24 protein-coding genes are annotated in these 25,900 nt (G+C 72.3%); 9 read left to right on the forward strand and 15 right to left on the reverse strand.

Annotated features, from left to right (window positions below; genetic code table 11):
- Positions 1-20: 20 nt before the first annotated feature.
- From ACLQ25_RS16300 to rimP, 3 genes are read right to left on the reverse strand one after another with little or no spacing between them, the layout of a single operon-like run.
- A complete protein-coding gene (locus ACLQ25_RS16300) occupies positions 21-353 on the reverse strand; it encodes a YlxR family protein (RefSeq protein WP_425731714.1) in 333 nt (110 codons plus the stop codon).
- A gap of 16 nt (positions 354-369) precedes the next feature.
- Positions 370-1,413: a transcription termination factor NusA gene (gene nusA, locus ACLQ25_RS16305; protein ID WP_425731715.1), complete on the reverse strand. Its 1,044-nt coding sequence runs from the start codon at positions 1,411-1,413 to the stop codon at positions 370-372.
- Positions 1,410-2,111 (reverse strand): ribosome maturation factor RimP, encoded by a 702-nt coding sequence (rimP, locus tag ACLQ25_RS16310; RefSeq protein ID WP_425731716.1) that lies wholly within the window; start codon positions 2,109-2,111, stop codon positions 1,410-1,412. Before rimP ends, nusA begins: the two co-directional genes overlap by 4 nt.
- Before the next feature lie 153 nt (positions 2,112-2,264).
- On the opposite strand from rimP, the gene ACLQ25_RS16315 reads away from it, so the two are divergent.
- From ACLQ25_RS16315 to ACLQ25_RS16345, 7 genes are all read left to right on the forward strand, one after another.
- Positions 2,265-2,792 (forward strand): hypothetical protein, encoded by a 528-nt coding sequence (locus tag ACLQ25_RS16315; protein ID WP_425731760.1) that lies wholly within the window; start codon positions 2,265-2,267, stop codon positions 2,790-2,792.
- The gene (locus ACLQ25_RS16320; protein WP_425731717.1) at positions 2,789-3,226 is read left to right on the forward strand and encodes a ferritin-like domain-containing protein; all 438 of its coding nucleotides are present in this window, start codon (positions 2,789-2,791) and stop codon (positions 3,224-3,226) included. The genes ACLQ25_RS16315 and ACLQ25_RS16320 overlap by 4 nt, the downstream gene beginning before the upstream one ends.
- Positions 3,227-3,278: 52 nt before the next feature.
- On the forward strand, positions 3,279-3,881 hold the full coding sequence (locus ACLQ25_RS16325) for a PadR family transcriptional regulator (protein ID WP_357122401.1): 603 nt from the start codon (positions 3,279-3,281) through the stop codon (positions 3,879-3,881).
- Complete coding sequence (locus ACLQ25_RS16330; RefSeq protein ID WP_396803771.1) at positions 3,878-4,612, forward strand: ABC transporter ATP-binding protein; 735 nt, start codon at positions 3,878-3,880, stop codon at positions 4,610-4,612. The genes ACLQ25_RS16325 and ACLQ25_RS16330 overlap by 4 nt, the downstream gene beginning before the upstream one ends.
- Positions 4,613-4,629: 17 nt before the next feature.
- Complete coding sequence (locus tag ACLQ25_RS16335; protein WP_425731718.1) at positions 4,630-7,401, forward strand: FtsX-like permease family protein; 2,772 nt, start codon at positions 4,630-4,632, stop codon at positions 7,399-7,401.
- A gap of 74 nt (positions 7,402-7,475) precedes the next feature.
- Entirely contained in the window at positions 7,476-7,976 is a 501-nt protein-coding gene (locus ACLQ25_RS16340; protein ID WP_357122395.1) for a nitroreductase/quinone reductase family protein, read from the forward strand.
- Positions 7,977-8,010: 34 nt separating this feature from the next.
- Complete coding sequence (locus ACLQ25_RS16345) at positions 8,011-8,721, forward strand: nucleotidyltransferase domain-containing protein (protein ID WP_425731719.1); 711 nt, start codon at positions 8,011-8,013, stop codon at positions 8,719-8,721.
- A gap of 6 nt (positions 8,722-8,727) precedes the next feature.
- On the opposite strand, the gene ACLQ25_RS16350 is transcribed toward ACLQ25_RS16345, so the two are convergent.
- Both ACLQ25_RS16350 and map read right to left on the reverse strand, forming a co-directional pair.
- Positions 8,728-9,441 carry a VIT1/CCC1 transporter family protein gene (locus tag ACLQ25_RS16350; protein WP_425731720.1) on the reverse strand — a complete coding sequence of 238 codons (714 nt, stop codon included), beginning with the start codon at positions 9,439-9,441 and terminating at the stop codon, positions 8,728-8,730.
- 114 nt (positions 9,442-9,555) lie between these two features.
- Positions 9,556-10,413 carry a type I methionyl aminopeptidase gene (gene map, locus ACLQ25_RS16355; RefSeq protein ID WP_425731721.1) on the reverse strand — a complete coding sequence of 286 codons (858 nt, stop codon included), beginning with the start codon at positions 10,411-10,413 and terminating at the stop codon, positions 9,556-9,558.
- A gap of 94 nt (positions 10,414-10,507) precedes the next feature.
- Between map and ACLQ25_RS16360 the strand changes: the two genes are divergently transcribed.
- On the forward strand, positions 10,508-10,822 hold the full coding sequence (locus ACLQ25_RS16360; RefSeq protein WP_425731722.1) for an STAS domain-containing protein: 315 nt from the start codon (positions 10,508-10,510) through the stop codon (positions 10,820-10,822).
- Between the two features lie 15 nt (positions 10,823-10,837).
- Here the strand turns inward: ACLQ25_RS16360 and ACLQ25_RS16365 are convergent, their stop codons facing one another.
- The 7 genes from ACLQ25_RS16365 to ACLQ25_RS16395 form a co-directional block, all read right to left on the reverse strand.
- Positions 10,838-14,497, reverse strand: a complete 3,660-nt coding sequence (locus ACLQ25_RS16365) for a SpoIIE family protein phosphatase (RefSeq protein ID WP_425731723.1) — start codon at positions 14,495-14,497, stop codon at positions 10,838-10,840.
- A 193-nt stretch (positions 14,498-14,690) separates the two neighbouring features.
- Positions 14,691-15,242: a pyridoxamine 5'-phosphate oxidase family protein gene (locus ACLQ25_RS16370; RefSeq protein ID WP_425731724.1), complete on the reverse strand. Its 552-nt coding sequence runs from the start codon at positions 15,240-15,242 to the stop codon at positions 14,691-14,693.
- A 47-nt stretch (positions 15,243-15,289) separates the two neighbouring features.
- The gene (locus ACLQ25_RS16375; protein WP_425731725.1) at positions 15,290-16,039 is read right to left on the reverse strand and encodes a gamma-glutamyl-gamma-aminobutyrate hydrolase family protein; all 750 of its coding nucleotides are present in this window, start codon (positions 16,037-16,039) and stop codon (positions 15,290-15,292) included.
- Positions 16,036-16,803 carry a 3-oxoacyl-ACP reductase gene (locus ACLQ25_RS16380; protein ID WP_425731726.1) on the reverse strand — a complete coding sequence of 256 codons (768 nt, stop codon included), beginning with the start codon at positions 16,801-16,803 and terminating at the stop codon, positions 16,036-16,038. The genes ACLQ25_RS16375 and ACLQ25_RS16380 overlap by 4 nt, the downstream gene beginning before the upstream one ends.
- A gap of 5 nt (positions 16,804-16,808) precedes the next feature.
- Positions 16,809-18,164 carry an aldehyde dehydrogenase family protein gene (locus ACLQ25_RS16385; protein WP_425731727.1) on the reverse strand — a complete coding sequence of 452 codons (1,356 nt, stop codon included), beginning with the start codon at positions 18,162-18,164 and terminating at the stop codon, positions 16,809-16,811.
- A gap of 115 nt (positions 18,165-18,279) precedes the next feature.
- Complete coding sequence (locus ACLQ25_RS16390; protein WP_425731728.1) at positions 18,280-19,644, reverse strand: glutamine synthetase family protein; 1,365 nt, start codon at positions 19,642-19,644, stop codon at positions 18,280-18,282.
- A 115-nt stretch (positions 19,645-19,759) separates the two neighbouring features.
- On the reverse strand, positions 19,760-21,310 hold the full coding sequence (locus ACLQ25_RS16395; RefSeq protein WP_425731729.1) for an amino acid permease: 1,551 nt from the start codon (positions 21,308-21,310) through the stop codon (positions 19,760-19,762).
- Positions 21,311-21,745: 435 nt separating this feature from the next.
- Here ACLQ25_RS16395 and ACLQ25_RS16400 point away from each other — a divergent pair, with 435 nt between their 5' ends.
- Positions 21,746-22,156: a hypothetical protein gene (locus ACLQ25_RS16400; protein ID WP_425731730.1), complete on the forward strand. Its 411-nt coding sequence runs from the start codon at positions 21,746-21,748 to the stop codon at positions 22,154-22,156.
- Positions 22,157-22,309: 153 nt separating this feature from the next.
- Here ACLQ25_RS16400 and ACLQ25_RS16405 read toward each other — a convergent pair whose 3' ends face one another.
- The 3 genes from ACLQ25_RS16405 to ACLQ25_RS16415 form a co-directional block, all read right to left on the reverse strand.
- A complete protein-coding gene (locus ACLQ25_RS16405) occupies positions 22,310-22,810 on the reverse strand; it encodes a DUF456 domain-containing protein (RefSeq protein ID WP_425731731.1) in 501 nt (166 codons plus the stop codon).
- Positions 22,811-22,895: 85 nt separating this feature from the next.
- Positions 22,896-25,058: a putative bifunctional diguanylate cyclase/phosphodiesterase gene (locus tag ACLQ25_RS16410; RefSeq protein ID WP_425731732.1), complete on the reverse strand. Its 2,163-nt coding sequence runs from the start codon at positions 25,056-25,058 to the stop codon at positions 22,896-22,898.
- 4 nt (positions 25,059-25,062) lie between these two features.
- Positions 25,063-25,875 (reverse strand): SAM-dependent methyltransferase, encoded by an 813-nt coding sequence (locus ACLQ25_RS16415; protein WP_425731733.1) that lies wholly within the window; start codon positions 25,873-25,875, stop codon positions 25,063-25,065.
- Positions 25,876-25,900: the final 25 nt, after the last annotated feature.

Consider the following 25,900-nt stretch of genomic DNA (forward strand, 5'->3'; position numbering starts at 1 on the left):
TCAGGGACTTCATCGTGTGCTCATGTCGGTCGTCCTACCCTGCTAGCGACCCTCGCCCGGTCGGGCTGACCGGACGTAGTGGTTGGCGCATCGACGTGCTCTGCCAGCACACCGTGGTCGAGGACCTCGGTGATCCGCAGCGCTCGCCCGAAGGCGCGGCGCCGCACCGCCAGCGCGAAGCAGGCCGGATCCGGGTGCATGTTCGCTCCCCGACCCGGCAGCCTGCGGCGCGGATCAGGCCTGAGGCTGTGACCAGCCTCGTCTCTGACCGCGACGACCCGCAGCAATTCGCTGGCCGGCGCACGTTGCCGGCAACCCACACAGGTGCGCTCCGGCTGAGTGCGTCGTACCACTGGAAGAAGTCTACCCCTAGCTGCCCGAGATCGCGCCGCCCGGCTCCCGCACCTGATCCACGGCCCCGCGCGCGGCCGGAGCCGTCTGCTCCGCATCGGATCGAATATCGATCCGCCAACCGGTCAAGCGGGCAGCAAGGCGGGCATTCTGCCCCTCGCGGCCGATGGCGAGCGAAAGCTGGAAGTCCGGAACGGTCACCCGGGCGGCCCGACCGGCCAGGTCCACGACCTCGACCCGCAGCGCCTTGGCCGGCGACAACGCGTTCCCGACGAAGGTGGCGGGGTCGTCCGACCAGTCGATGATGTCGATCTTTTCGCCGTGCAGCTCGCTCATCACGGCGCGCACCCGCTGACCCATCGGACCGATGCAGGCGCCCTTGGCGTTCACGCCGGGGGTGGTGGAGCGGACGGCGATCTTCGTACGGTGACCTGCCTCACGCGCGATCGCACCGATCTCGACGGTGCCGTCGGCGATCTCCGGGACCTCCAGCGCGAAGAGCTTCTTGACCAGCGCCGGGTGCGACCGGGACAGGGTGATCTGCGGCCCGCGCATGCCCTTGGCCACGTGCACCACGACGCAGCGGACCCGCTCGCCGTGCACGTACCGCTCGCCGGGCACCTGCTCGGACTGCGGCAGCACACCCTCCAGCTTGCCCAGGTCGACGCTGACGATGCCCTTCTCGATACGGGTCTCGTGCGCCTGCACCACGCCGGTGACCAGGTCACCCTCGCGGCCCACGTACTCGCCGAAGTGCACCTCGTCGGTGGCCTCCCGCAGGCGCTGAAGGATCACCTGCTTGGCGGTCATGGCGGCGATCCGGCCGAAGTCGTGCGGGGTGTCGTCCCACTCCCGCACCAGCGAGCCGTCCTCGTCCATCTCCTGCGCGTACACCAGGGCCGCGCCGGACTTACGGTCGATCTCCACCCGGGCGTGCGGCTCAGCGCCGTCGGTGTGCCGGTAGGCGGTCAGCAACGCGGTCTCGATCGCCGCGAGGATCGTGTCGAACGGGATCTCCCGCTCGCGCTCGAGTGCGCGCAGCGCCGCGAGGTCGATGTTCACCTCTCCTCGTCCTCCACATCATCATCGTCGTCGATGTCGTCTGCATCGTCGTACTCGTCGGTCTCGTCCGCGTCGTCGAACTCGTCCGGCTCGCCCAGCTCGGCGAGGCGGGTGAACTCGACCTGCACCCGGCCCGGTCCAAGCTGGGCGTATGCCCACTGGACCTCGCCGCCGTCGGTCTCCAGTCGTACGCCCTCGTCGTCGGCCCCGAGCACCCGGCCGGTCACCTGACGATCCCCCGAGGGCTGCTCGCCGCGTTGGCCGGGCAGCGCCGCGGCACCCCGGACGGTGACCTTGACCAGTCGGCCCACGTTGCGTCGCCAGTGCCGGGGCAGGGTGAGCGGCCGGTCCACGCCGGGCGAGCTGACCTCGAGCTGGTACTCCCCGGCGACGATGTCGCCGTCGGCCTCGTCGGCCGCGTCCAGCGCCTTCGAGACCGCGCGGGAGACGTCCGCGACGGCGTCCAGGTCGATCCCGCCGTCCGCGTCCACGATCACCCGCACCACGTGCCGGCGTCCGGCTCGGGAGACCGACAGGTCCTCCAGGTCGTAGCCCACGCCGTTGACCACCGGCTCGATCACGGTCCGCAACCGGGTGCGGCGGGCCGCGAGATCACCGCCGCCGCCGCGTGGAGCGCGGGGGCCCGCGTCGTCGCGGGGTCGACCCGTCGACCTGGTGGTACGGCCACGCTGCGTCATGTACGCACCCTTTCCCTGGTCGATCGGGACGTCGTCCCGCCATGCCGGCACGCCACCGGAGCGGACGCGCCGGTGGCTGCGCAGAGCGTAACGCGCCTGCCGGGCGGTGGGCCGGGCGGCGCACCGACGCCGGTGACGCCCGGACCCGACCCGATGGTGTTGACTTGCCCGGTGGGGATCGGCAGAACGACTCAGCGCGACCAGGTATTCGGACAATCTCGGCGAAAGCTCCTCCGGGCCGGCGCTCTCCTGGCGCTCGGCGGCGCGGTGGCGCCGCTGACAGGCTGTGATCTTTTCGACCGTGACGACGAACCGACGCCACCGCCGGACCCGCTGCGGTCGATGGTGGACGAGTCATTGAGCCTCGCCACCGCGTACCGGGCGAGCGCCGCCGCCCACCCGGACCTGGCCGACCGCCTCAATCCCATCGCCGAGACGCACACCGCGCACGCCACCGAACTCGCCCGGGTCGTCGGCATCACCCTGCCGTCCGCACCCGCCGTCGACCCGAGCGCCACCGCGGCCACCGAGCCGGCGGCCGCTCTCGCCGACCTTCGCGCGCGGGAGAAGGCCGCCCAGCAGTCCGCGACCGCCGCCTGCGCCGCCGCGCCCGCCGCACGGGCCGCCCTGCTCGGATCGATCGCCGCGGCGCGGGCCACCCACCAGGAGGCACTGAAGTGAAGCAGCCCACCGCCGAGGAGGCCCTCGCCGCCGCGCTCACCGCCGAGTACGCGGCCATCTACGCGTACGGGCGGATCGGGGTCCGACTCACCGGCGCGGTTCGCGACGCCGCCCACCAGGCGGAGGCCGCGCACCGACGCCGACGCGACGCGGTGGTGGTGCAGTTGAGCGCCGCGGGGGGCACCGTTCCACCGGGCCGGGCCGGCTACGCGCTGCCGTTCCCGGTCACCAACTGGGCGAGCGCCCTCCGGCTGGCCATCGAGGTGGAGGAGCGCACCGCGGCGCACTGGCGTGCCGCGTTGGCGTCCACCACCGGCGCCGACCGGGACCAGGCGCTGGCCGCCCTCGTCGAGTACGCCGTACGGGCCACCAAGTGGCGCAAGGCCGCCGGGGTGGCCCCGCCGACTGTCGCATTTCCCGGCCGCCCGAGCTGAACCGATCCGCCCCGGTTGCGGAGCCCATACCAGGTATGCATACTCCGTTGCCATGTCCATCCGTCACGGGCTGCTCGCCCTCCTCGAACGCGGCCAGATGTACGGCTACCAGCTGCGCGCCGCTTTCGAGGAGTCGACCGGCTCGACCTGGCCGCTGAACATCGGGCAGGTCTACACCACGCTGGCCCGGCTGGAACGGGACGGCCTGGTGCGCCCGCTGCCGGAGAGCGAGGCCGGGCAGCGCCCGTACGAGATCACCGACGCCGGCCGGGCGGACCTCACCCTGTGGTTCGCCACGCCGATCAGTCGTACCGACCGGCCACGCGACGAGCTGGCGATCAAACTGGCCCTGGCGCTCACCACGCCCGGCGTGGACGTCCGTTCGGTGGTGCAGGCCCAGCGCAGCGCGACGATGCGCGCGTTGCAGGAGTTGACCCGGTTGAAGTACGGCAGCGACCGGCCGGAGGACCTGCCGTGGCGGCTGGTCCTGGACTCGATGGTGTTCCAGGCCGAGGCTGAGGTGCGCTGGCTGGACCACTGCGAGAGCAGTCTGGTGCGGCACCGGCCGGGCGGACCGCCGCCGCACCCGCCCCGACCGGGCGCTGGTGACGCGTCCGACGCCGCACGGTGGGCCGACGAGGAGGCGCGACGGTGAGCGGATCGGACGACGCGGTGCTTGACCTGCGCGCCGTCCACCGCACCCACGGGGTCGGCCCGGCGGCGGTGCACGCGCTGCGCGGTGTCAGCCTCGTCGTTCGGCCGGGCGAGCTGGTCGCCGTGATGGGTCCGTCCGGTTCCGGGAAGTCGACGCTGCTGGCCCTCGCCGGCGGCCTCGACCGCCCGACCCGGGGCGACGTCCGGGTGGAGGGGCAGCCGCTCGGCGCGCTGGACCGCCGCGGGCTGGCGCAGCTACGCCGACGCCGCATCGGCTACATCTTCCAGCACCTCAACCTGCTGGGCAGCCTGAGCGCGCTGGAGAACGTCGCGCTCCCGCTGGAACTTGACGGCGTCGGCGGCCGGCGGGCCAGGGCGGCCGCCCTGGCCGCGCTGACCGAGGTGGGCCTGCCCGCGCTGGGTGACCGCTTCCCCGATCAACTCTCCGGCGGCCAGCAGCAGCGGGTGGCCATCGCCCGCGCGCTGGTCGGCGAGCGCCGGCTGGTGCTCGCCGACGAACCCACCGGGGCGCTCGACTCGCAGACCGGTGAGGCGGTGCTGCACCTGTTGCGCCGCCGGGTCGACGCGGGCGCCGCCGGCATCCTGGTCACCCACGAGGCGCGGCACGCCGGCTGGGCCGACCGGGTGGTGTTCCTGCGCGACGGCGTGCTGGTCGACACGACCGCGCCGCTGGGCAGCGTCGAGCAACTCCTCTCCGGTAGCGACCGTTGACCCTGCGCCGGACGCCGGTGACACGCGGCAGCGCCGACACTCCGGTCGGGCCGCCGACACCGCTCGAACCCGGGCGGCGGCGACGGTTCGCCGAACTGACCGGCTCCTGGCGGGCGGCGCTGCGGATCGCCCGCCGGGAGTCACGACGGGCGCGACGGCGTACCGCCCTGGTGCTGGCGATGATCGCGCTTCCGGTGCTGGTGCTGGCCTTTCTGGCGGCGAGCTACGACATGGCCGAGCTGACACCGCAGGAGCAGCTCGACCGCCGGCTCGGCGTCGCCGACGCGGAGCTGCGGTGGTTCGCCGACGCCCCGGTCGTCCAGGACGAGTGGGGCGACACCTGGTATCCCCGGGACGACGGCACATCGGCGATGAGCCGTCCGACCACGGCCGACGAGGTGACCGCGTTGCTCGGCCCCGGCAGCCGGGTCACCGAGATACGTGCCGGCAGCCCGATGACGATGCGGGGCCCGCGCGGCGACGAGACCCTCCAGGCCTGGATCCTCGACCTCGCCGACCCGCTGGCCCGCGGCCTGGTGCGGTTCCGCTCGGGGCGGGCGCCGCAGCAACCCGGAGAGGTCGCGCTGAGTCCGACGGCGCTGCGCCGGCTGGACGGACGCCTCGGCGAGGCGGTGCCCACCGCCGACCGGACCCGGACGTACACGGTGGTCGGTGTGGTCGAGTTCCCCGACGACCTCGGCCCGGTGATCGCGCTGCACCCGGCGGCCGCTGGCCCGGCCGATGCGCAGCCGGACAGTCGGTGGCTGATCGACGTGCCCGGCACCGTCGACGCGGCGATGGTCGCCCGCCTCAACGAACGCGGAGTGGTGGTGGCGCGTCGCCACGTGCCGGCTTCGATGACGTCTTCGCGGAGCTTCATGGGGTACGTCGGGCCCGCCAACACCAGCGACCTGAGCACGATGGTGCTGATCGCCGGGCTGGGGTTGCTGGAGGTGGTGCTGCTCGTCGGGCCGGCGTTCGCCGTCGGGGTACGCCGTCGACGCCGGGACCTGGCCCTGGTCGCGGTGGCCGGCGGTGACGCGGCCCACCTGCGCCGGGTCGTGCTCGCCGACGGGGTGGTGCTGGGGGTGCTGGGCGCCGCGGCCGGGCTGCTGCTCGGCGTCGGCGCGGCGTTCGCCGGACGTCCGCTCATGGAGCAGTACGTGTTCGGCGCCCGCTTCGGCGCGTACCGCTGCTGGCCGCTGGCCCTGGTCGTGCTCGGCGGGGTCGCGGTGCTGGCCGGAGTGCTCGCGGCGTTGGCGCCGGCCTGGACGGCGGCCCGCCAGGACGTGATGGCCGGGCTCGCCGGTCGACGGACCCCTCCTCCACCCCGGGCCCGGGCGCTCGCCAGCGGATTGGCACTGGTCGTCGGCGGGGCGGCGCTCGCGGCGTTCGGAGCCAGTCGGACGTCCCCCGCGGTGATCCTGGCCGGTCTGATCCTCGGGGAGCTGGGCCTGGTCTGTTGCACACCCACCCTGATCGGCGGGCTCGCCCGGCTCGGTCGGGTGCTGCCACCGGCGCCCCGGATCGCTCTGCGCGACGCGAGCCGTAACCGGGCCGCCGCAGCGCCGGCCATCTGCGCCGTGATGGCGGCGGTGGCCGGCAGCGTCGCGCTCGGCGGCTACCTGGCCAGCGACGCGGTCCGCGACGCCCGCACCTATCAGCCGCTGCTGCCCACCGGTCACGTCCTGGTCAACCGCGGTGACCCGGCGCTGCGGCCGGAACCGTCGTTGGAGCAGGTCAGCGCCGCCGCCCGGCAACACTTCGGCGCCAGCGCCGTCGCCCTGGTGCAGGGCACGGCCTGCCCGTCGGTGGGCGGCCCGGCCAGCTACTGCTCCGTCGTACCGGAACTCCCGCTGGATCATGCCTGCCCCTTCCAGCCCGGGGACAACCTGTCCGCGACCCAACGTCGGCAGGCGCTGGCCGACCCGCGCTGCCGGGACCGCGCGGCGGACTACTTCGGGAGCTACGTCCAGACGCTCGTGGACGACGGCACCGCGCTGCCGCTCCTCACCGGCGCCGACCCGGCGGCGACCGCCGCCGCGACCGCCGTGCTGCGCGCCGGGGGCGTGGTGGTGACCGATCCGCGCTACCTGCACGACGGGCTGGTGACCGTGCAGGTGAACGAGGTACGGGCCGGCCGGGACGAGGCGACCACCACGCGGGACCTGCCCGGGTACGCCCTGACGCCGACGAGCGGCCAGCCTCGCCTCCTGCTGTCCACGACGGCAGCCCGGCAACTCGCCCTGAAGCCGGTTTCGTACGGTTGGGTGATCAACACGTCGACGCCGCCCAGCCAACGTCGCCAGGACCGGTTCACCGCCGACCTGCGGGGCTTCGGAACGTTCTCCCTCCAGGTGGAGCAGGGTGCCGCCCCTCGCGACGACTCGCCGCTGCTGCTCCTGCTCGCCGCCGCGGCCGGAGTGATCACGATGGGCGCGGCCGGGATAGCCACGGCGCTCGCCGCCGCCGAGGGCCGCGCCGAGCTGTCCACGCTCGCGGCGGTCGGCGCGGCCCCCGCCGTACGCCGACTGCTGGCGATCTGTCAGGCCGGGGTGATCGCGGGACTCGGTTCGGTGCTCGGCATCGTGGCCGGTCTCGGCACGGCGGCGATCGTGCTGTTCTCGGCCAACCGGGAGTACGCGACGGCCTGGCCGGCGGTGGAGCCCTACCCGTACCTGGTGCCGTGGCCGGCCCTGGGCGTCCTGGTGCTGGTGCCGGTGGTGGCGATGTTCGGCGCGGGCCTGTTCACCCGGGCCCGGCTGCCGATCGAACGTCGCCTGGACTGAGGCCTTGACCGCGCGATCGGAAGCGGACCGTCCGGGGGTGCCGCCGGGGCGGGGCAACCGGCAGACTGGTCCGCGTGTCCGCGCTCACCACCCTCACCCGCCGACTCGGCCACCACCGCTGGTTCGGGACCGCCGCCCGCTTGCTCGTACCCGCCGACCGGATCGTCGGCCGGCTCACCCGCGGACGGGTGGTCGCGCTCGGCCTGCTGCCGTCCCTGGTGATCACCACGACCGGCCGCCGGTCCGGCAAACCGCGCAGCAACCCCCTGCTCTACGTGCCCGACGGCGACGCGTACGTGGTGATCGGTTCCAACTGGGGGCAGACCCACCAGCCCGGCTGGGCGATGAACCTGCTCGCCGACCCGGCCGCCGAGGTGGACGTGAAGGGCCGCCGGCTCCCGGTGCGGGCCGAGCCGGCGTCCGGGGCCGAGCGGGACCGTCTCTGGGACCTGCTCGTCGCCCAGTGGCCGGCGTACCGCACGTACGTCGAGCGGGCCGGGGGCCGGGAGATCCGCATCTTCCGGCTGGTGCCGACCGGGCGCGGCGGGCCGGCCAGCCCGCCGTCGGCTGGCTAGGCTGACGCCAACCCCCGAAGGGGAGGTGTGACCCGTGGGCGCGCTAGGTGACGACCGGCGGTGGTCGGTGGCGGAGCGGGTGGCCGAGGCGATCCAGCGACGTTTCCCGGCCGATGTGCTGGCGATCGCGGTCCACGGGCCACTGGCGCACGGCGACGACGACGGTGGCGGGAACGGCGAACTGGGGATGCTGGTGGTCACCTACCGGCCGGGTGGCGGACCGCCGCCGGCGACCCGGCGGGTGGACGGCGTGCTGGTCGACCTGACCGTGGCCGCCGCCGACGACTATCTCGGACAGGCCCGGATGCTCTCTCCGTTGTGGCCGCTGACGGCCGACCGGTACGTCACCACCCGGTCGCTGTTCGACCCGACGGGCTGGCTGCGGACGTTACGCGACGAGCACCTCGGCCGACTCGCCCGAGCTCGGCCGGCGGAGTTCAGCACGGCGGCGCGGCAGGCCTGGTACCGGGGCAGCGCCGCGCACTCGCGGGCGGCCCGACTGGCCGAGTGGTACGAGACCGACCAGGCGCTGCTGATGCTCGGTGAGGCGCGGTTGGCCGCGGCGACCGTGACCGGCCTGCTGGGCCGCACCTACTACCGCGATCCGGGTGACGCGGTGCGGCGTACGGGTCTGGCCGGCGCGGACATGACCGAGGTCGGCGCGGTGCTGACCCGGCAGGCCGAGGAGCTGGCGGCGCGCGGCCGCCCGGTCGACGGCACGATCGACGATCTCCTCGGCGGTTGACGGGCGTCACAGCCCGCCCTGCACCCCGATCAGCGAACCGACCAGGTAGGTGGCCCCGGCCGCTGCGGCGCCCAGTACGAGTTGACGCAGGCCGCTGGTCCACCACGGTCGGTGGGTGAACCGGGCCACCACCGCGCCGGCGGCGAACAGCCCGAGCCCGCCGACGGCGAGCGCCAGCCAGAGGTCGGTTGCGCCGAGCAGGTACGGCAGCAGGGGGATCAGCGCCCCCAGCGAGAAGAACACGAACGAGGAGATCGCCGCCGCCCACGGGCTCGGCTGGTCGTCGGGGTCGACGCCCAACTCCTCGCGGACGTGCACCCGCAGCGCCTCCTCCGGGTCGCGCCGTACCGCCTCGGCGACCTGCATGGCGAGGTCGCGGGGCAGACCCCGGGCCACCCAGGCGTCGGCCAGCTCGCGCGCCTCCGCCTCGGGGTGCCGTTCCAGCTCGCGCCGCTCCTTGGCGACCTCGGCGGCGACCTGCTCGTTGGCCGAGCGCACGCTGGTGTACTCGCCGAGCCCCATCGAGATCGCGCCAGCCACCAGGCCGGCGGTGCCGGTCAGCACGATGCTGTGCGGCGAGACGCCACCGCCGCCGACGCCGGCGATGAGGGCGATGTTGGTGACCAGGCCGTCCATCGCGCCGAAGACCGCCGGGCGCAGCCAGCCACCGGAGACGTCCGCGTGGTGCGCCTCACGCAGGGCGGCGGGGGTCTCGGTCACGGCGCTTGCACTTTGTTCGCGACTGCGGGACTCCGCTTCGCTGCGTTCCTCGCGCTCACGGCGCTTGCACTTTGTTCGCGACTGCGGGACTCCGCTTCGCTGCGTTCCTCGCGCTCACGGAAGCGTCAGGATCTCGTGGCCGTCGTCGGTGACGACGATGGTGTGCTCGAACTGCGCGGTCCACCTGCGGTCCTTGGTGACCACGGTCCACCCGTCGTCCCACATGTCGTACTGGTAGGTGCCGAGGGTGATCATCGGCTCGATGGTGAAGGTCATTCCCGGCTCCATGACGTCCGTCGGCCGAGGGCTGTCGTAGTGCGGCACGTAGAGGCCGCTGTGGAAGGTCTCGCCGATCCCGTGCCCGGTGAAATCGCGGACCACGCCGTAGCCGAACCGCTTGGCGTACGACTCGATGACGCGGCCCACCACGTTGATCTGGCGACCCGGCGCGACCGCGCGGATGCCGCGCATCATCGCCTCGTGGGTGCGCTCGACGAGGAGCCGCGCCTCCTCGTCGACCTCGCCGACGCAGAAGGTGGCATCCGTGTCGCCGTGCACACCGCCGATGTACGCGGTCACGTCGACGTTGATGATGTCGCCGTCGGTCAGGACCGTGGAGTCCGGGATGCCGTGGCAGATCACCTCGTTGAGGCTGGTGCAGCAGGACTTGGGGTAGCCCCGGTAGCCGAGCGTCGACGGGTACGCGTCGTGGTCGCAGAGGAACTCGTGCACGACGCGGTCGATCTCGTCGGTCGTGACGCCGGGCTTGCAGTGCTCGCCGGCGAGCTGCGTCGCCTGGGCGGCGAGGCGGCTGGCGATCCGCATCTTCTCGATGGTCTCCGGCGTCTGCACATGCGAGCCGCGCCACTGCTGCGGCACCTTCTTACCCACGTACTCCGGGCGGGGAATGTGGGCGGGCACCGGTCGCGTCGGGGACAGCGTGCCGGGGGTCAGCGGCGCACGGACGGTCATGCCCCCAGCCTATCGTCGCTCACGCCGTGACCCGTGCCACGGCCGGTCGGGACCGGTTGTTGCCCTGCCTGGTCGGCTGTGCCATCGTGTCTGCGTGGATCAAGGGGGAGCACCACCCGTCTTCTCCGCTCGCGCGGAGATCGACGGTGAGCACCTCCACGTGGTGGTGACCGGCGAGGTCGACATGGCGACGGCCGACACGATGCTGCAGACCGCCCTGCGTGAGCCCGCCAACCGGATCACCCTCGACCTGCGCGCGGTGACCTTCTTCGACTCGGCCGCCATTCACGCGCTCGTACGGCTCTCCCAGCAGTTCTCCGGCGCGCTCACCGTGCTGCCGTCCCGGCAGGTACGCCGGGTGCTGGAGATCTCCGGCCTGGGCGACCAGACCTGGCTCGACCCGGTCTGAGCCCGGACCGCGCCGTCAGCCCTGCAACTGCCGGCGCAGCGTCACCTCGGTCCCCCCGTCGGTACGCCGCACCATCAGGTCACCCAATGCCTTGATCAGCGACAGTCCGCGCCCCCGGAAGCCGGAGTCGGTGGACTCCCGCCACTGGCCGGTGTCCCGCACGGTGGCGATCACCGTCCGGTCCTCGATCGCCACCTCCACGGTGATCACCGCCTCGGCAGGCTGGACGGGGTGTTCGATGGCGTTCGCGGCGGCCTCCGAGACCGCCACGGTCAGGTCGAACAGGTCCGTCTCGCCGACGTTGTGCGCGACGAGGAAGTCCTCCAGGCGCTTGCGGAGCACGCTCAGTCGGGTCGGGTCGGCCGGCAGCCGCAACACGAACCGGTTCAGCTCGGCCGCCTCCACGGCGAGCACCGCCACGTCGTCGCGACGCGGTCGCCCGGTCACCCGCTCGACGACCGTGTCGACCAGATCCGCCACGTGGTGGCCCGGCGCGGCGGCGTCAACCCGCAGCTGTGCCAGCGCGGCGTCGATGCCGAGGTGACGGTCCTCGATCAGCCCGTCGGTGTAGAGCAGCAGTCGGCTGCCTGCGGGCAGCTCACCCTCGGCCGTCCGGTAGGTGGCGCCGGGGATGGCGCCGACCGGCGGGCCGAGCGCACGGTCGTGCAGGAACGCCACGTCGTCTCCTCGGATCAGCAGGGGGGACGGGTGGCCGGCGCTGGCGTAGCGCAGGCGGCCGGTGCGGGGGCTGAACAGCAGGCAGACCACCGTCGCGAACGACGACTCCTCGGTGGACACGACCAGCCGGTTGAGTCGAGTCAGCGACTCGCCGGGGTCGAAGCCCTCCAGCAGGTACGCCCGCAGCGCGTTGCGCAGCTGGCCCATGGCCGCGGCGGCCTGGACGCCCTTGCCGACCACGTCGCCGATGACCAGCACCAGGTTGTCGCCGTCGAGCGCGAGCGCGTCGTACCAGTCCCCTCCGACCTCAACATCGGCGCTGCCCGGCAGGTAGCGGCTCGCGACGACCGCGCCCGGCAGTTGGGGCAGCGATCTCGGCAGCAGACTGTGCTGCAACGTGGTGGCGATGTGGTGTTCGGCCTCGTAGAGCTGGGCGTTCTCCAGTCGGACGCCGACCAGCCGGGCCAGTTGGGTGAGCGCGGCCTCGTCGGCCTGCGCGTCGTCGTCGGCGGCCCGCCAGACCCGCAGCTCGCCGAGCTGTTCGCGGTTGGTCCCGGTCAGCGGGGCCACGAAGGTCGGATCAGCGGCCGTGTCACCGCCAGCGTCGGCCTCGAACCGGGAGCCGGCCGCGCTGACCACGACCCGGGCCGCCTCGGCGAGGCTGAGCGCGTGCCGGGCGGCGACCTGGAGCACGTCGCCGGTGGACCGGGCCGTGTTGACCGCCACCGCCGCGTCGGCCAGCGCCCGCAGACGACGGATGATCTGGCGGCGTAGCTGACCCAGCTCGACGTTGGCCCGGACCCGGGCGATCAGCTCCTGCCCGGAGAACGGCTTGGTCAGGTAGTCGTCGGCGCCGACGGCGAGGCCGGCGACCGCCTCCGCGGAGCCGGCGCGGGCGGAGAGCAGCACGATCGGCACATCACGGGTACGGGGGTCCGCACGCAGCGCGCTGACCAGACCGAACCCGTCCAACCGCGGCATCATCACGTCACTGAGCACCAGGTCGAACCCGCCTTCGCGGGCCAGCGTCAGGGCTGCCCGACCGTCACTGGCGGTGACCACCTCCCAGGTCGGCGAGAGCAACCGGGTGACGTGCTCACGCAGGTCGGCGTTGTCGTCGACGACCAGGATCCGGCCGCTCGGGGCGAGTTCGGCCGGCTGCTGGCCGGTCTGACCGGTGGCGTCCTCGGCGGCCCACAGGGCGGTCTCCGCCACGAAAAGCCGGGCCTGCTCGGGCTCGCCCGTCGGCAGGGGGGCGAACGCGACCACCCGGTCGGCGGGCAGGTGATCGGACCCGAACGGGACGGTCACCGTGAACGTGCTGCCCTCGTCGACCTGGCTGGTCACCCCGACCGTACCGCCGTGCATCTCGACCAGCTCGCGGACCAGCGCCAGCCCGATACCGGTGCCCTCGTGGGTACGGGCGCGCGCCCCGGGCACCCGGTGGAACCGCTCGAAGACGTGCGGCAGTTCGTCCGGGACAATCCCGACGCCGGTGTCGACGACATCCAGCCGGGCGAGATCGCCGTCGGCCCGGACCCGCACGCGGATCTCGCCGTCGAGAGTGAACTTCACGGCGTTCGACACGAGGTTGAGGACGATCTTTTCCCACATGTCCCGGTCGACGAAGACCGGCGCGGGCAGCGGCGGGCAGTCGACGACCAGCCGCAGGCCGGCGCGTTCGGTGGCCGAGCGGAAGGTGCTGGCCAGTCGGACGGTGTAGTCGGCGAGGTCGGTGGGTTGGTAGCGGGCCGCGAGCCGGCCGGACTCCAGCCGGGAGAAGTCGAGCACGGCGTTGACCAGCTTGAGCAGCCGCATCGCGTTGCGGTGCATCACGACGAGTCGGTCGGTGTAGGCGGCGGGCAGTTCCGGGTCGGCCAGCATGTCCTCCAGCGGGCCGAGCACCAGCGTCAACGGGGTACGGAACTCGTGACTGACGTTGGCGAAGAAGTTGGTCTTCGCCCGGTCCAGCGCGGCCAGCTCGGCGGCCCGGGCGCGCTCCTGCTCGTACGCCCGCTGGGTGCCGACCGCCCGGGAGACCTGCGCGGCCACCAGGTCGAGGAAGTCGCGGTACTCGTCGCCGAGCGGCAGCAGGCGGGCCACGCCGACGACCAGCGCGCCGACGGTCTCGTTGGCCGCCTTCACGGGCAGCACGACCGCCACGTCGGAGGCGTCGGCCGGTCGCTGCGCGACCAGGTCGCGCACCTGCACAGTGGCGGAGGCGCCCTCGGCGACCAGTTCGGCGAACCTCGCCGGTGGCGCGTCGACCGCCGCCGGATCGACGCCGCTGGCCCCGGTCAGCCGGAACTCACCGGTGTCGTCGGCGAGGTAGATGAGCGCGAAGGGCACGTCGGCGGCGTGTCGGCCGAGCACGTCGGCGGCGGTCCGGCCCAGCTCGCCGGCGCTGTTCACGTCGGCCAGCTCGGCGCCCAGTTCGGACAACGCCCGCAGTCGGCGCTCACCGACCACCCGACCGGTGGTCTCGTTGACGATGCAGTAGACGCCGCTGACCGAGCCGTCGGTACCGCGGATCGGGTCGTACGAGACGTCGAAGTAGGTCTGCTCGACGAAACCGGAACGGTCCAGCAGGAAGGGGTGGTCGGCGCCACGGTAGGAGAGCCCGGTGCTGCGGACGCCTTCGAGCAGCGGACCGAGGACGTCCCACGTCTCGGCCCAGTGGTGTCGGGCCGGCTGACCGAGCACGTGCGGGTGCTTGCTGCCGATGGTCGGCCGGTACGCGTCGTTGTAGAAGGCGAGATGGTCGTCGCCCCAGAACATGACGATCTGCGCGCTGGAGGAGAGCATCATGCCGACGGCGCCGGCCAACGCGGTCGGCCAGTGCGACGGCCCGCCGAGTGGTGCCGTGGACCAGTCGAAGGCACGGAGACGCTCGCCCAGCTCACCGCCGTTCGCGAAGGCGGCGGCCAACAGCGGGGGGACCTCGTGGCCGTTCGCGAACGGACTCCCCGTGTCCGCGCCCCCCTGGGCCGAGCTCATGCAGCCTCCCCGCCTCGGCCGTACCCCGCAGCCGTTGATCTTCAAGCGCCGTGCTCCGACTTGTACCCCGGCGGACCAGCAACGTAACGCATGACGACCCATGGACGCTGTTTAGTGGCGGTCCGGTCGTCGGCGACCTGAGAACGGGCGACGGACACGGCCCGCCGACGAGGGCTCAGAGGGCTCTGAGCACTCAGAAGACCGGCAGGCCGTCGATGCTCGCGGCGTTCTTGGTGGCGCGATAGGTCACCAGATCATCGGCCGAGCGACGGGAGTGTGAGGTGAGTAACAGGTCGCGTTCCGCGCGGTAATCCATCAGCGGCACCGCGTAGCCGCAGGAGTCGCTGACCCGCTGCACGTCGACGGTGATGACGGCCCGTACGGCGTGCACGTCCGGTGGAGCCGGAAACTCGGCGAGACGGTCGGCGAAACCCGCCTCGGTCACCGCCACGGTGTGACCCCTGCCGTGCAGGCGCACGATCTTCGGCGGCCCGTCGAAGGCGCAGAACATCAGCGTGATCCGGCCGTTGTCCCGCAGGTGGGCGATGGTCTCCGCCCCGCTGCCGTGATAGTCGAGGTAGGCCACCCGGTGCGGGCCGAGGACCACGAAGGTGCCCGTCATGCCCTTCGGTGAGACATTGACATGCCCCTCGGGACCGGACGGCGCGGTGGCCACGAAGAAGACCTGCTGGGTTGCGATGAACTCCCGCAGACGATCGTCGATCTCCGGATAGACCTTGCCCATACGCTGATCCTCCCACCGCCCAGTCCACGCGACGGGGGCGACCTGCGTCACAGCACCGGTGACTCCGCCACGCGTACCCCCTCGTCCTGATCACTCACCGGCGGGCCGGACCCCCGGGCGGCCCGGACCAGCGCGGTGACCGGGAGTGGGTCCGGCTCGTTCTCCGGATGCCACTGCACGCCCAGCACGAACGCACGGTCCGGATCCTCCACCGCCTCGATCACGCCGTCGGCCGCCCAGCCGGTCACCGTGAGCCGGCCCGCGGTGGCGACCGCCTGATGGTGGTACGAGTTGACCTGCTGGACCCCGGCCAGGGTCCGCGCCGCGAGGCTGCCCGGTGCGAAGCGCACCGGGTGGGCCCCATAGACGCCCGGCGCCGGCCGGTGCGCCTCGGAGCCGAGCACGTCCGGCAGGTGCTGGTGCAGGGTGCCGCCGTAGGCGACGGCGAGCAGTTGCATCCCCCGGCAGACCCCGAGCACGGGCAGGTCGGCGGCGAGGGCTGCCGCCAGCAGCGTCAGCTCACCGGCGTCCCGGTCCGGCCGGTCCTCGGTCCGCGGGTGCGGCTGTTGGCCGTACCGCCCCGGGCCCACGTCGGCGCCCCCGGCCAGCAGCAGCCCGTCGAGGACCGCCAACACGTCGGCGTCGGCGTCGTCCGGGGGCAGCACCACCGCCCGGCCACCGGCGGCGGTCACCGCCCGCACGTACGCCTCGGGCACCAGGACCGCCCGCACACCACGCCAGACGGCCCAGTCGACGGGCTCGACGTACGCGCTGATCCCGATCAGGGGCCGCCTCATAGGGGAGTGACGTACGCGCCGGTGATACCGCCGTCGACCACGAACTGCGCGGCGGTCATGAACGAGGCATCGTCGCTGGCCAGGAAGGCCACGGCAGCGGCGATCTCCTCGGGTTGTCCGAAGCGACCCATCGGCACGTGCACCAGCCGGCGGGCGGCCCGCTCCGGATCGGCGGCGAACAGCTCCAGCAGCAGCGGGGTGGCCACCGGGCCGGGGCAGAGCGCGTTGACCCGGATGCCCTCGCGGGCGAACTGCACACCCAGCTCGCGGGTCATCGCCAGCACCCCGCCCTTGCTCGCGGTGTACGCGATCTGCGATGTCGCCGCTCCCATCAACGCCACGAAGGAGGCCGTGTTGATGATCGACCCCTTGCCCTGCCGCCGCATGTGCGGGATCGCGTACTTGCAGCACAGGTAGACGCTCGTGGTGTTGACCCGCAGCACCCGCTCCCAGGCGTCCAGGCCGGTGTCCAGGATGGAGTCGTCGTCCGGCGGGGAGATGCCGGCGTTGTTGAACGCGATGTCCACCCGGCCGTGGCGCTCGGCCACCCCGTCGAACAGGTCACGTACCGCCGCCTCGTCGGCGACGTCGGCGCGGACGAACTCGCCGCCGCACTCCTGGGCGGCCTTCTCGCCGGCCTCCGTGTCGATGTCGACGCAGACCACCCGCGCCCCCTCGGCGGCGAACCGCCGTACGGTGGCCAACCCGATGCCGCTGCCCGCTCCGGTGACCACGGCCACCCGGTCCTGCAACCGACCCTGCACTGGCCTCACTCCTTCGTCGCGATGAACACGTTCTTGACGTCGGTGAAGGAGTGCAGCGCGTCCGGGCCCAGCTCACGGCCGAGCCCGGAGCGCTTCATCCCGCCGAACGGGGTCCAGTAGCGCACCGAGGAGTGCGAGTTGACGCTGAGGTTGCCCGAGTCGACGGCCCGCGCCATCCGCAGCGCGCGCCCGACGTCCCGGGTCCAGATGGAGCCGGAGAGGCCGTACTCGGTGTCGTTGGCGAGCCGCACCGCGTCGGCCTCGTCGTCGAACGGCAGCACCGAGACCACCGGCCCGAAGATCTCCTCCCGCCAGTGCCGGTCGGCCGGTGAGTCGGCCAGCAGCACGGTGGGCGCGTGCCAGAAGCCGGGACCGTCCGGGCACGAGCCGACGAAGGCGACCTTCGCGCCGGTCACGTAACCGGCGACCCGGTCCCGCTGGGCCGCCGAGATCAACGGGCCCATCTCGGCGGTGTCGCGGGACGGGTCCTCGACCCGGACGGCGCGTACCGCAGGTTCGAGCAGTTCCAGGAACCTGTCGTACACCGGTCGTTGGACCAGGATCCGCGACCGTGCGCAGCAGTCCTGGCCGGCGTTGTCGAAGACCGCGCCGGGCGCGGTCGCGGCGGCGGTCTCCAGGTCGGCGTCGGCGAACACGATGTTGGCGCTCTTGCCGCCCAACTCCAGGGTGAGCCGCTTCACCTGGGTGGCGCAGCCGGCCATGATGCGGGTGCCGACCTCGGTGGAGCCGGTGAAGCAGATCTTGCGGACGGCCGGGTGGCTGACGAACCGCTCCCCCACCACCGCGCCCTCGCCCGGCAGCACGGTGAACACGTCCTCGGGCAGGCCGGCCTCGCGGGCCAGCTCGGCCAGGCGCAGCGCGGTGAGCGGGGTCAGCTCGGCGGGTTTGAGCACCACCGTGTTGCCGGCGGCGAGGGCCGGGGCGAACCCCCAGGCGGCGATCGGCATCGGGAAGTTCCACGGCACGATCACGCCGACCACGCCGAGCGGTTCGTGGAAGGTGACGTCGAGGCCGCCGGGTACGGGGATCTGCCGGCCGGTCAACCGCTCCGGCGCACCGGCGTAGTAGTCCAGCACGTCGCGGACGTTGCCGGCCTCCCAGCGGGCGTTGCCGATGGTGTGCCCGGAGTTGCGCACCTCCAACAGGGCCAGCTCGTCCAGGTGCGCGTCGACAACCGAGGCGAACCGCCGCAACAGCCGCCCCCGATCCCCCGGCGCAACCTCCCGCCACGTCGCAAAGGCCTTCGCGGCCCGCGAGATGGCGGCATCCACGTCTGCCACCGAAGCCCCGGCAACCTCCCGAAACCCCACCCCGGAAGCCGGATCAACAAGCACACTCACCGCACGCCCCACCCCTCGTTGTCGATCATGGAGTTGTGGTGCCTCGCGAAAGCCGCGTCACTTCCCATTCCGCCCACCACAACTCCATGATCGACGGGGACAGGGGGGCCGGGCCTCACAGGCGCTCGAAGCCACGGGTTAGCTCCCAGTCTGTTACCGCCGCGTCAAATGCGCTCAGCTCTACCCTTGCCTGGTTGGCGTAGTGGGCTAGCACCTCGTCGCCGAAGGCGCTCCGGGCCACGTCGGACTTCTCCCACAGGGTCAGGGCATCCCGCAACGTGGTGGGGACGCGCTCGGCGTCCGGGTCGTCGTACGCGTTGCCGGTGCACTCCGCGCCCAGCTCCAGCCCCTGCTCGATGCCGTGCAGCGCGCCCGCGACCAGCCCGGCGATCGCCAGGTACGGGTTGACGTCGGCGCCGGGCACCCGGTTCTCCACGCGCATGCCCTGCCCGTGCCCGACCACCCGCAGCGCGCAGGTGCGGTTGTCGACACCCCAGCGGAGCGCCGTCGGGGCGAACGAGCCCGGCTGGTAGCGCTTGTAGGAGTTGATGTTCGGCGCGAAGAGCAGGCTGAACTCCCGCATGGTGGCGAGCAGCCCGGCGAGCACCCGCTGCCCGGTCTCGCTCAGGTGCGCCGGCCCGTCACCGAGCATGGCCGACGAGCCGGACGCGTCCCGGAGCGAGAAGTGGATGTGGCAGGAGTTGCCCTCCCGCTCGTTCGGCTTGGCCATGAAGGTGATCGACATGCCCTCCTGGGCGGCGATCTCCTTCGCGCCGTTCTTGTAGATGACGTGGTGGTCGGCGCAGGCCACCGCCTCGTCGTACCGGAAGGCGATCTCGTGTTGGCCGAGGTTGCACTCGCCCTTGGCGCTCTCCGGGGTGAGCCCGGCACCGGCCATCTCGGTACGGATCCGACGCAGCAGCGGCTCCACCCGGGCGGTCCCGAGCAGGGAGTAGTCCACGTTGTACTGGTTCGCCGGGGTGAGGTCGCGGTAGCCGCGCCGCCAGGCGTCCTCGTACGAGTCGCGGAACAACACGAACTCCAGCTCGGTGCCGGCGTACGCGGTCAGCCCGTGCTCGGCCAGCCGGTCCAGTTGCCGGCGCAGGATCTGCCGGGGTGAGGCGACCACGTCACCGGAGCCGTCCAGCCAGGCGAGGTCGGCCAGCAGCATCGCCGAGCCGGGCTGCCAGGGCACCCGGCGCAGGGTGGCGAAGTCCGGCACCATGGCGAAGTCGCCGTAGCCGCGCTCCCAGCTCGACATCGCGTACCCGTCGACGGTGTTCATGTCGACGTCCACCGCCAACAGGTAGTTGCAGCCCTCGCTGCCGCCCTCGACGACCTGGTCGAGGAAGAAGGGCGCGTGGAACCGCTTGCCCTGCAACCGGCCCTGCATGTCGACCAGGGCCAGCACCACCGTGTCGATCTCGCCATCGTCGACGGCGACCCGCAGTTGTTCCAGCGTGAGCGGCGCATTCCTCATGAGCGGGCCTCCATCACCAAGGTCTACTGGCAAACCGGATCACCGTCAATGCCCCCACCGGCGCGGGCGGCAAACCCGGCGGGGCGGCCGCGACGGCCACCCCGCCGGTCGCGGGTCAGGCCGGGCCGTCGACAGGCGTCGGGTCGGCTGCCGGGGCACGTTCCTCGACGGTACGGACGGGGCCGGTGAACCACTTCCGGGCCGAGGCGTACCACCACACGGCGACCACGAGCAGCACCCCGCCGACGGCGAGGGGCGCATAGTTCACCGCCGACCAGGTGAACTCGTCGTTGCCGGGCACCCCGGCGGGCACGATCGGCAGCACGAAGTACACGGCGATGACCGCGATCTCGATGACCGCGATCCAGCCGAACAGTTTGTACTTGCGTCCCAGCGTCCACGGACCGGGCACGAATCGGTCGCCCATGCGCAGCCGCAGCGCGATCGGGATGAGGAAGGACAGGTAGAGGCCGAGCACCGCGACCGAGACCACCGCGTAGAAGGCGATCGGGATGCCGGCCGAGCTCTCGTAGAGCGCCGGCAGGGTGAGCACCAGGCCGGCGATCGTGGCGCCGATGATCGCGTTGACCGGGGTGCCGTTGCGGTCGACCTTCGACCAGAGCCGCCAGCCCGGCACGGCCCGGTCGCGGCTGAACGCGTACGCCATGCGACTCATCGACGTCACGCAGCTCATCCCGCAGAAGAACTGCCCGATGGTGGAGATGATGATGACGATCTTGAAGAAGACCGGGGTCAGCGCGGACTCGAAGATGGCGCCGGAGAAGCCGCCGGCGGCGTTGACCGCCTCGACGTCGGTGGCCGCGAACAGGAAGGCCAGCAGCAGGATCCAGCCACCGACCGCCGAGTAGAAGATCGACTGCCAGAGTCCCTTGGCGGCGGCCTGGGACGCGCCCCGGGTCTCCTCGGACACGTGCGCGCAGGCGTCGAAGCCCGTGATCGTGTACTGGGTGAGCAGGAAGCCCAGCGGCAGGACGTAGAACCAGAACGTCAGGCCGCCGGTGTCACCGTCACCGAAGCCCGAGTTGTTGAACCGCTCGGTGAACACGAACTGGAAGCTCTGGTGGTTGTCCGGGACGAACACCAGGATGGCCACCACGACGGCGGCGCCGGCCACGTGCCACCAGACCGAGACGTTCTGGAGTACGTCGATGATCCGGTGCCCGTAGATGTTGATGAGGCCGTGCAGGGCCAGGATGATCACGAACAGGACGAACGCCTGCCGCAGCGTCCCGGCCCAGCCGTCGAAGAGCGCCGACAGGGTGAGGTTGAGAAAGGTCGCACAGCCGTAGTCGACCGACGCGGTGACCGCGACCAGGCCGATCAGGTTCAACCAGCCGGTGAACCAGCCGTGCGCCGGGCGACCCATGGTCGCCGCCCACCAGTAGATGCCGCCCGCCGTCGGGTACGCCGACACCAGCTCGGCCATGCAGAAGCCGATGATCAGGATGAACAGTGAGATCAGCGGCCAGCCCCAGGAGATGGCGACCGGTCCGCCGTTGTTCCACGCCTGGCCGAACGTGGTGAAGCAGCCGGCCAGGATCGAGATGATCGAGAACGAGATGGCGAAGTTGGAGAAGCCGCTCCACTTGCGGCGCAGTTCCTGCTTGTAGCCGAGTTCGGCGAGTCGCCGGGCGTCGTCGTCCATTGGTTGCTCTGCGGTCGGAACGGGCGTCGTGGCCACTGCGCACCTCCCTGAGGTGGTTCCGTCAACGAGTGCGCAAAGTGTCGTCCCGATGATCAGGGGCGGTCAATACATCACGGGTACCGTCCCGCTAATCCCGTTGCCACCGCACGCTGGACGACCGCATGCTGTTACCCGTGACCAGGCCCGATGGCGACGGGCTCCGCCGGGCGCTCGGCAACGTCCGGCACACGGTGGCGCGGGGCGCCGCCTCTCTCTCGCGTACGGCCTCCCGCCGTATCCGACAAAGGCGCCCCGCGCCGCCGCGCCCGGCCCTGGCAGGGCTGTTCGGAACCGTCCCGAACGCCGTCCACCGTTGCCCCGGTTGATCCGGCGCCCCCATCGTGGAGTGATCCGGCCGACCTGATTGCGGCCGGCACACGACCGGGAGGACGCCCAGTGCTGCGAAGGATCTCAACCATCGCTCTGGCCACGCTCATGCTGTTGCCCGTCGGCGCGACGGCGGCCCAGGCGGGCACCGCTGCCGCGCGGACCGCCGCCCTCTACGACATCGTCGTCGAGACCACGAACGGCTCCGCGACGGCGTACCTGGAGGTCTACAACGCCTGGGAACTGTCGGTCTGCGACGACGCGAAGGACGGCTACCGTGCGCGGGCGGAGATGCGGAACCTCACCACGGGCAAGGTCATCGCGACCGCCGAGGACGCCAACGGCTCCTTCAATGCCTGCGACGAGAGCAACCACGCCTATCCCACTCCAAAGCTGAGCGACCACGTCCGGGTGACGGTGTGGGTGCAGGACGGCACGACAGGCGGCCGCCGGTACACCGCCTCCCAGGACTACTACTAGGACCGGCCGCACGGGGTGCCCGGCTACTGGCCGGGCGCCCCGTGCCCGCCGGTTCACGACGAGCCCGGACGTCAGACGGGTAGATCGACCACCACGCCCGGTCGGGCCGCGGCGACCGGTCCCGCGTACGCCTGCCGCGTCGAGCCCGGTGGATCAGGTCAGCAGGAGGCCGCCGACCCAGAGGGCGCCGATGGTCAGGCCGGCCAGGAACTCCACCAGCATGGACAGGCCGACCGCCTTGAGGGCCTGCACGGTGGACGGCCAGGCGAGCCGGTTGCTGCCCAGCCGCAGCCGCTCGGCCGCCCACACCCCCAGGACGAAACCCAGCAGCAGGCCGACCACGGGGATCACGAAGAACCCCACCAGCCCGAGCGCACCCCCGGCCAGCAGGGACGACGTCGGCACTCCGGTCCGCTTGAGGTTCCGCCCCGGCCAGAGATACTTCACGATCATGCCGCCGACCGCGACGAGCGTGGCGGCGGCGAACACCGCCCAACCCGCGAGGCCGACCCCGCCGAAGATCGCCCACACCAGTACCCCGCCCCAGCACAGCGGGAGCGCCGGCAGGCCGGGCACCACCACACCCGCCAGCCCGGCCACGATGGCCAGCGCGGCCACCACGGTCACCACCGTCTGCGAGTCGTTCAGGCTCACGCCGTCGCCTTCCGTCGGCACCACGCGGACCGGACCGGCCCGCCGCTCACGCCGTCGCCGTCCGTCGCCGGCCAGCCCGCGCGCCTCACGCCGTAGCCTGCCGGAGCCGAGCCGTGATGTCCTGCGCGGGCACCGGCGCGCCAAAGTACCGCCCCTGCCCGGTGTCGCAGCGCAGGGCCCGTAGCCGCTCCGCCTGCACGCCGGTCTCCACCGCCTCGGCCGTGACCCACAGCTCCAACGCGTGGGCCAATCTGACCAACGCGTCGACGATCCGCTCGTCGCGGTGGTCCGCCGCCTCGTCCGTACCGTCGGCGCGGATGCCCTCGACGAACGGGCCGGCCAGCTTCAGACAGTGGATCGGCAGCCGCCGCAGGTACGCGAGGTTGGAGTAGCCGGTGCCGAAGTCGTCGACCGCGAGTCGGACGCCCAGCGCCGCGAGCCGGTGCAGGCTGCGCAGCGGCTCGCCCGCGCTGCCCATGACGGCACTCTCGGTCAGTTCCAGTTGCAGCAGCTCCGCCGGCAGACCGCTGGTGGCGAGCGCGTCGGCCACCGTCGCGACGATCGCCGGGTCGTCGGCCTGCCGGGCGGCCAGGTTGACGCTGACCACCACCCGCGCCGCCGGGAACTCCCGCCACCATCGTTCGGCGTCGCGGCAGGCCTGCCGCAGCACCCACTCGCCGAGCCGGACGATCAGACCGGTCTCCTCGGCGAGGCCGATGAAGTGATCCGGACCGATGAGACCCAGCTCCGGGTGCTCCCAGCGGACCAGCGCCTCCACGGCGAGCATCGTGCCCTCCAGCAGCGACACGATCGGCTGGTAGTGCAGGACGAACTCACCCCGGTCCAGCGCGGCGGGCAGGCCGGCGACCAGCGCCGAGCGGGCGTGGTCCCGGGCGCTGCGCTCCGGGTCGTACACCGCCCACCGACCCCGCCCGGCCGCCTTGGCCCAGTAGAGCGTCGTGTCGGCGGCTTTCATCAGCTCCGAGGCGGTGGTCTCCGCGGCCGGGCAGTCCACGATCCCGACGCTGGCGGAGACCGCCAACTGCTGGTCGCCGACGTGTACGGGCGCGGCGACGGCGGCCAGCGCGGCCTCCGCCACGGCCACCGCGTCCTCGACGTCGCCACCGCCGTCGACCAGGATGACGAACTCGTCGCCGCCCATCCGGGCGACCAGGTGACCCCGGTCGGCCACACACTCGGCGAGCCGCCGGCCGATCGTCACCAACAGCCGGTCGCCGAGGTCGTGGCCGAGGCTGTCGTTGATGGTCTTGAAGCCGTCCAGGTCGAGGAAGCACACCCCGACCCGTTGGCCGGGGGCGGCGGTGTCGAAGACCCGGCCCAACGTCTCGAAGAACAACGTCCGGTTGGGGAGCCCGGTGAGCGGATCGTGCAGCGCCTGGAAGCGCAGCCGCTGTTGGAGCTCGTACCGCTCGGTGATGTCCTCGATCATCGCGACGGTGAACCGTGGCCGGCCGTCGTCGTGCCGGATCAGCGAGACGGCCAGATCCGTCCACACGACGCTGCCGTCCTTGCGGTAGTAGCGCTTCTGGACCCGGGCCGAGTCCTGCTTGCCCTCGATCAGCTCCTGGTACAGCTCCCACATGCCGGCGGCGTCGTCGGCGTGGAACAGCGTCGCCACGTTGATCTGGCGCAGCTCCTCGATCGAGTAGCCGAGCATCTCGGCGAAGGCCGCGTTGACGTCGATGATCTGCCCGTCCACCCCGGCGATCCCGATACCGATGGCGGCGCCCGTGAAGACCGCCCGGAACCGCGCCTCGCTGTCGCGCAACGCCTGCTCGACCTCGTCCCGCGCCTGCCACGCCGAACGGGCGATGCGCTCCTGCTGGGCGAAGGTGCGGTCGCGCAGCGCACGGGCGAACCCGGCCGCCAACGCGCCCTGCGCCGCCGCGATCCGGTCGCCCAGATCGGCGGGTCGACCGTCGGCCGCCAGCACCCGGGCGGGGAAGTCGTCACCGAGCGCGCGCAGCGACCACTCCAACGCCCGGGGCTCGGTCAGGTGCGCCTCCACCAGGGCCCGCCCCACCTCCTCGGCGGGACGGGCGCTGAACGGCTCGGCTCGCACGATCTCCGCCAGCCGGACGGTGTGCAGCAGCAGCAGCCGCTCGGTCTCGGCCGCGCTGAGCGGCACGAAACCGATGCGGCGTACGACACGGGCCCAGTCAGCGGCGTACGCCTCGACACCGGTCCGGCCGACGTCGACCCCGGTGGGGTCCGGGACGGCGGCCACGGGGTCAGCCGGCGGGCTGGTCGTACCGGGCGACGCCGCCGAAGGCGCCGAACCGCTCGGGGTGCTCGTCGACGTCCTCCGGCGAGTCGGGGCGCCACAGTGGCATGTGCACGACGCCCGGTTCGAGCACCGTCCAGTCGCCGAAGAAGCCGGTGACCTGCGCGCGGGAGCGCAGGGTGATCTCGGTGTCGGTCCGGGAGGAGAGACGCTGGGCGTCCAGCATCTCCTGTGGCTGGTCCTCGAAGGTGGAGTGCGAGACGACCAGGAAGCTGCCCGGCGCGGCGGCGGCCCGCAGGGTCGCCAGGATCTCGTCGGGACGGTCGGCCTCCGGAACGAAGTGCACCACCCCGGCCAGCAGGATGCCCATGGGACGCTCGAAGTCGATCAACCCGAGCCGTCGGGTCTCGGCGAGAATCCGCTCCGGCTCGCGCAGGTCGGCGTGGATCACCCCGGTCAGGTCGTTGCCCGCGAGCAGTTCCCGGCTGTGCGCGACCGCCACCGGGTCGATGTCGACGTAGACGACCCGGGCCTTCGGGTTGGCCGCCTGAGCCACCTCGTGCACGTTGCCCACGGTCGGGATGCCGGAGCCGATGTCCAGGAACTGGTCGATACCGGCGTCGAGCAGCACCCGGACGGCGCGGCGCAGGAAGTCGCGGCCGGAGCGCATGGTGGCCGCGAGATTCGGGGTCATGCTGGCGATCTGCTCGGCCAACTGCCGGTCGATCTCGAAGTTGTGCGCCCCGCCCAGGAAATAGTCGTACACCCGGGCCGCGCTCGGCCTGGTCAGGTCAATCTCGGTCGGCAGTGCGTCCGGCATCGGTGTGCCCCCCAGTTCGTCGCCG

The organism is Micromonospora sp. DT44, assembly GCF_049841635.1.
In the GTDB taxonomy this organism is placed as follows: Bacteria; Actinomycetota; Actinomycetes; order Mycobacteriales; family Micromonosporaceae; genus Micromonospora.

Coding starts and splice junctions, on each gene's coding strand:
- rimP (WP_425731716.1), bottom strand. CDS start 2,111: ATGACGCAGCGTGGCCGTACCACCAGGTCGACGGGTCGACCCCGCGAC.
- ACLQ25_RS16315 (WP_425731760.1), top strand. CDS start 2,265: ATGGTGTTGACTTGCCCGGTGGGGATCGGCAGAACGACTCAGCGCGAC.
- ACLQ25_RS16325 (WP_357122401.1), top strand. CDS start 3,279: ATGTCCATCCGTCACGGGCTGCTCGCCCTCCTCGAACGCGGCCAGATG.
- map (WP_425731721.1), bottom strand. CDS start 10,413: ATGACCGTCCGTGCGCCGCTGACCCCCGGCACGCTGTCCCCGACGCGA.
- ACLQ25_RS16365 (WP_425731723.1), bottom strand. CDS start 14,497: ATGAGCTCGGCCCAGGGGGGCGCGGACACGGGGAGTCCGTTCGCGAAC.
- ACLQ25_RS16370 (WP_425731724.1), bottom strand. CDS start 15,242: ATGGGCAAGGTCTATCCGGAGATCGACGATCGTCTGCGGGAGTTCATC.
- ACLQ25_RS16375 (WP_425731725.1), bottom strand. CDS start 16,039: ATGAGGCGGCCCCTGATCGGGATCAGCGCGTACGTCGAGCCCGTCGAC.
- ACLQ25_RS16390 (WP_425731728.1), bottom strand. CDS start 19,644: ATGAGGAATGCGCCGCTCACGCTGGAACAACTGCGGGTCGCCGTCGAC.
- ACLQ25_RS16395 (WP_425731729.1), bottom strand. CDS start 21,310: ATGGACGACGACGCCCGGCGACTCGCCGAACTCGGCTACAAGCAGGAA.
- ACLQ25_RS16415 (WP_425731733.1), bottom strand. CDS start 25,875: ATGCCGGACGCACTGCCGACCGAGATTGACCTGACCAGGCCGAGCGCG.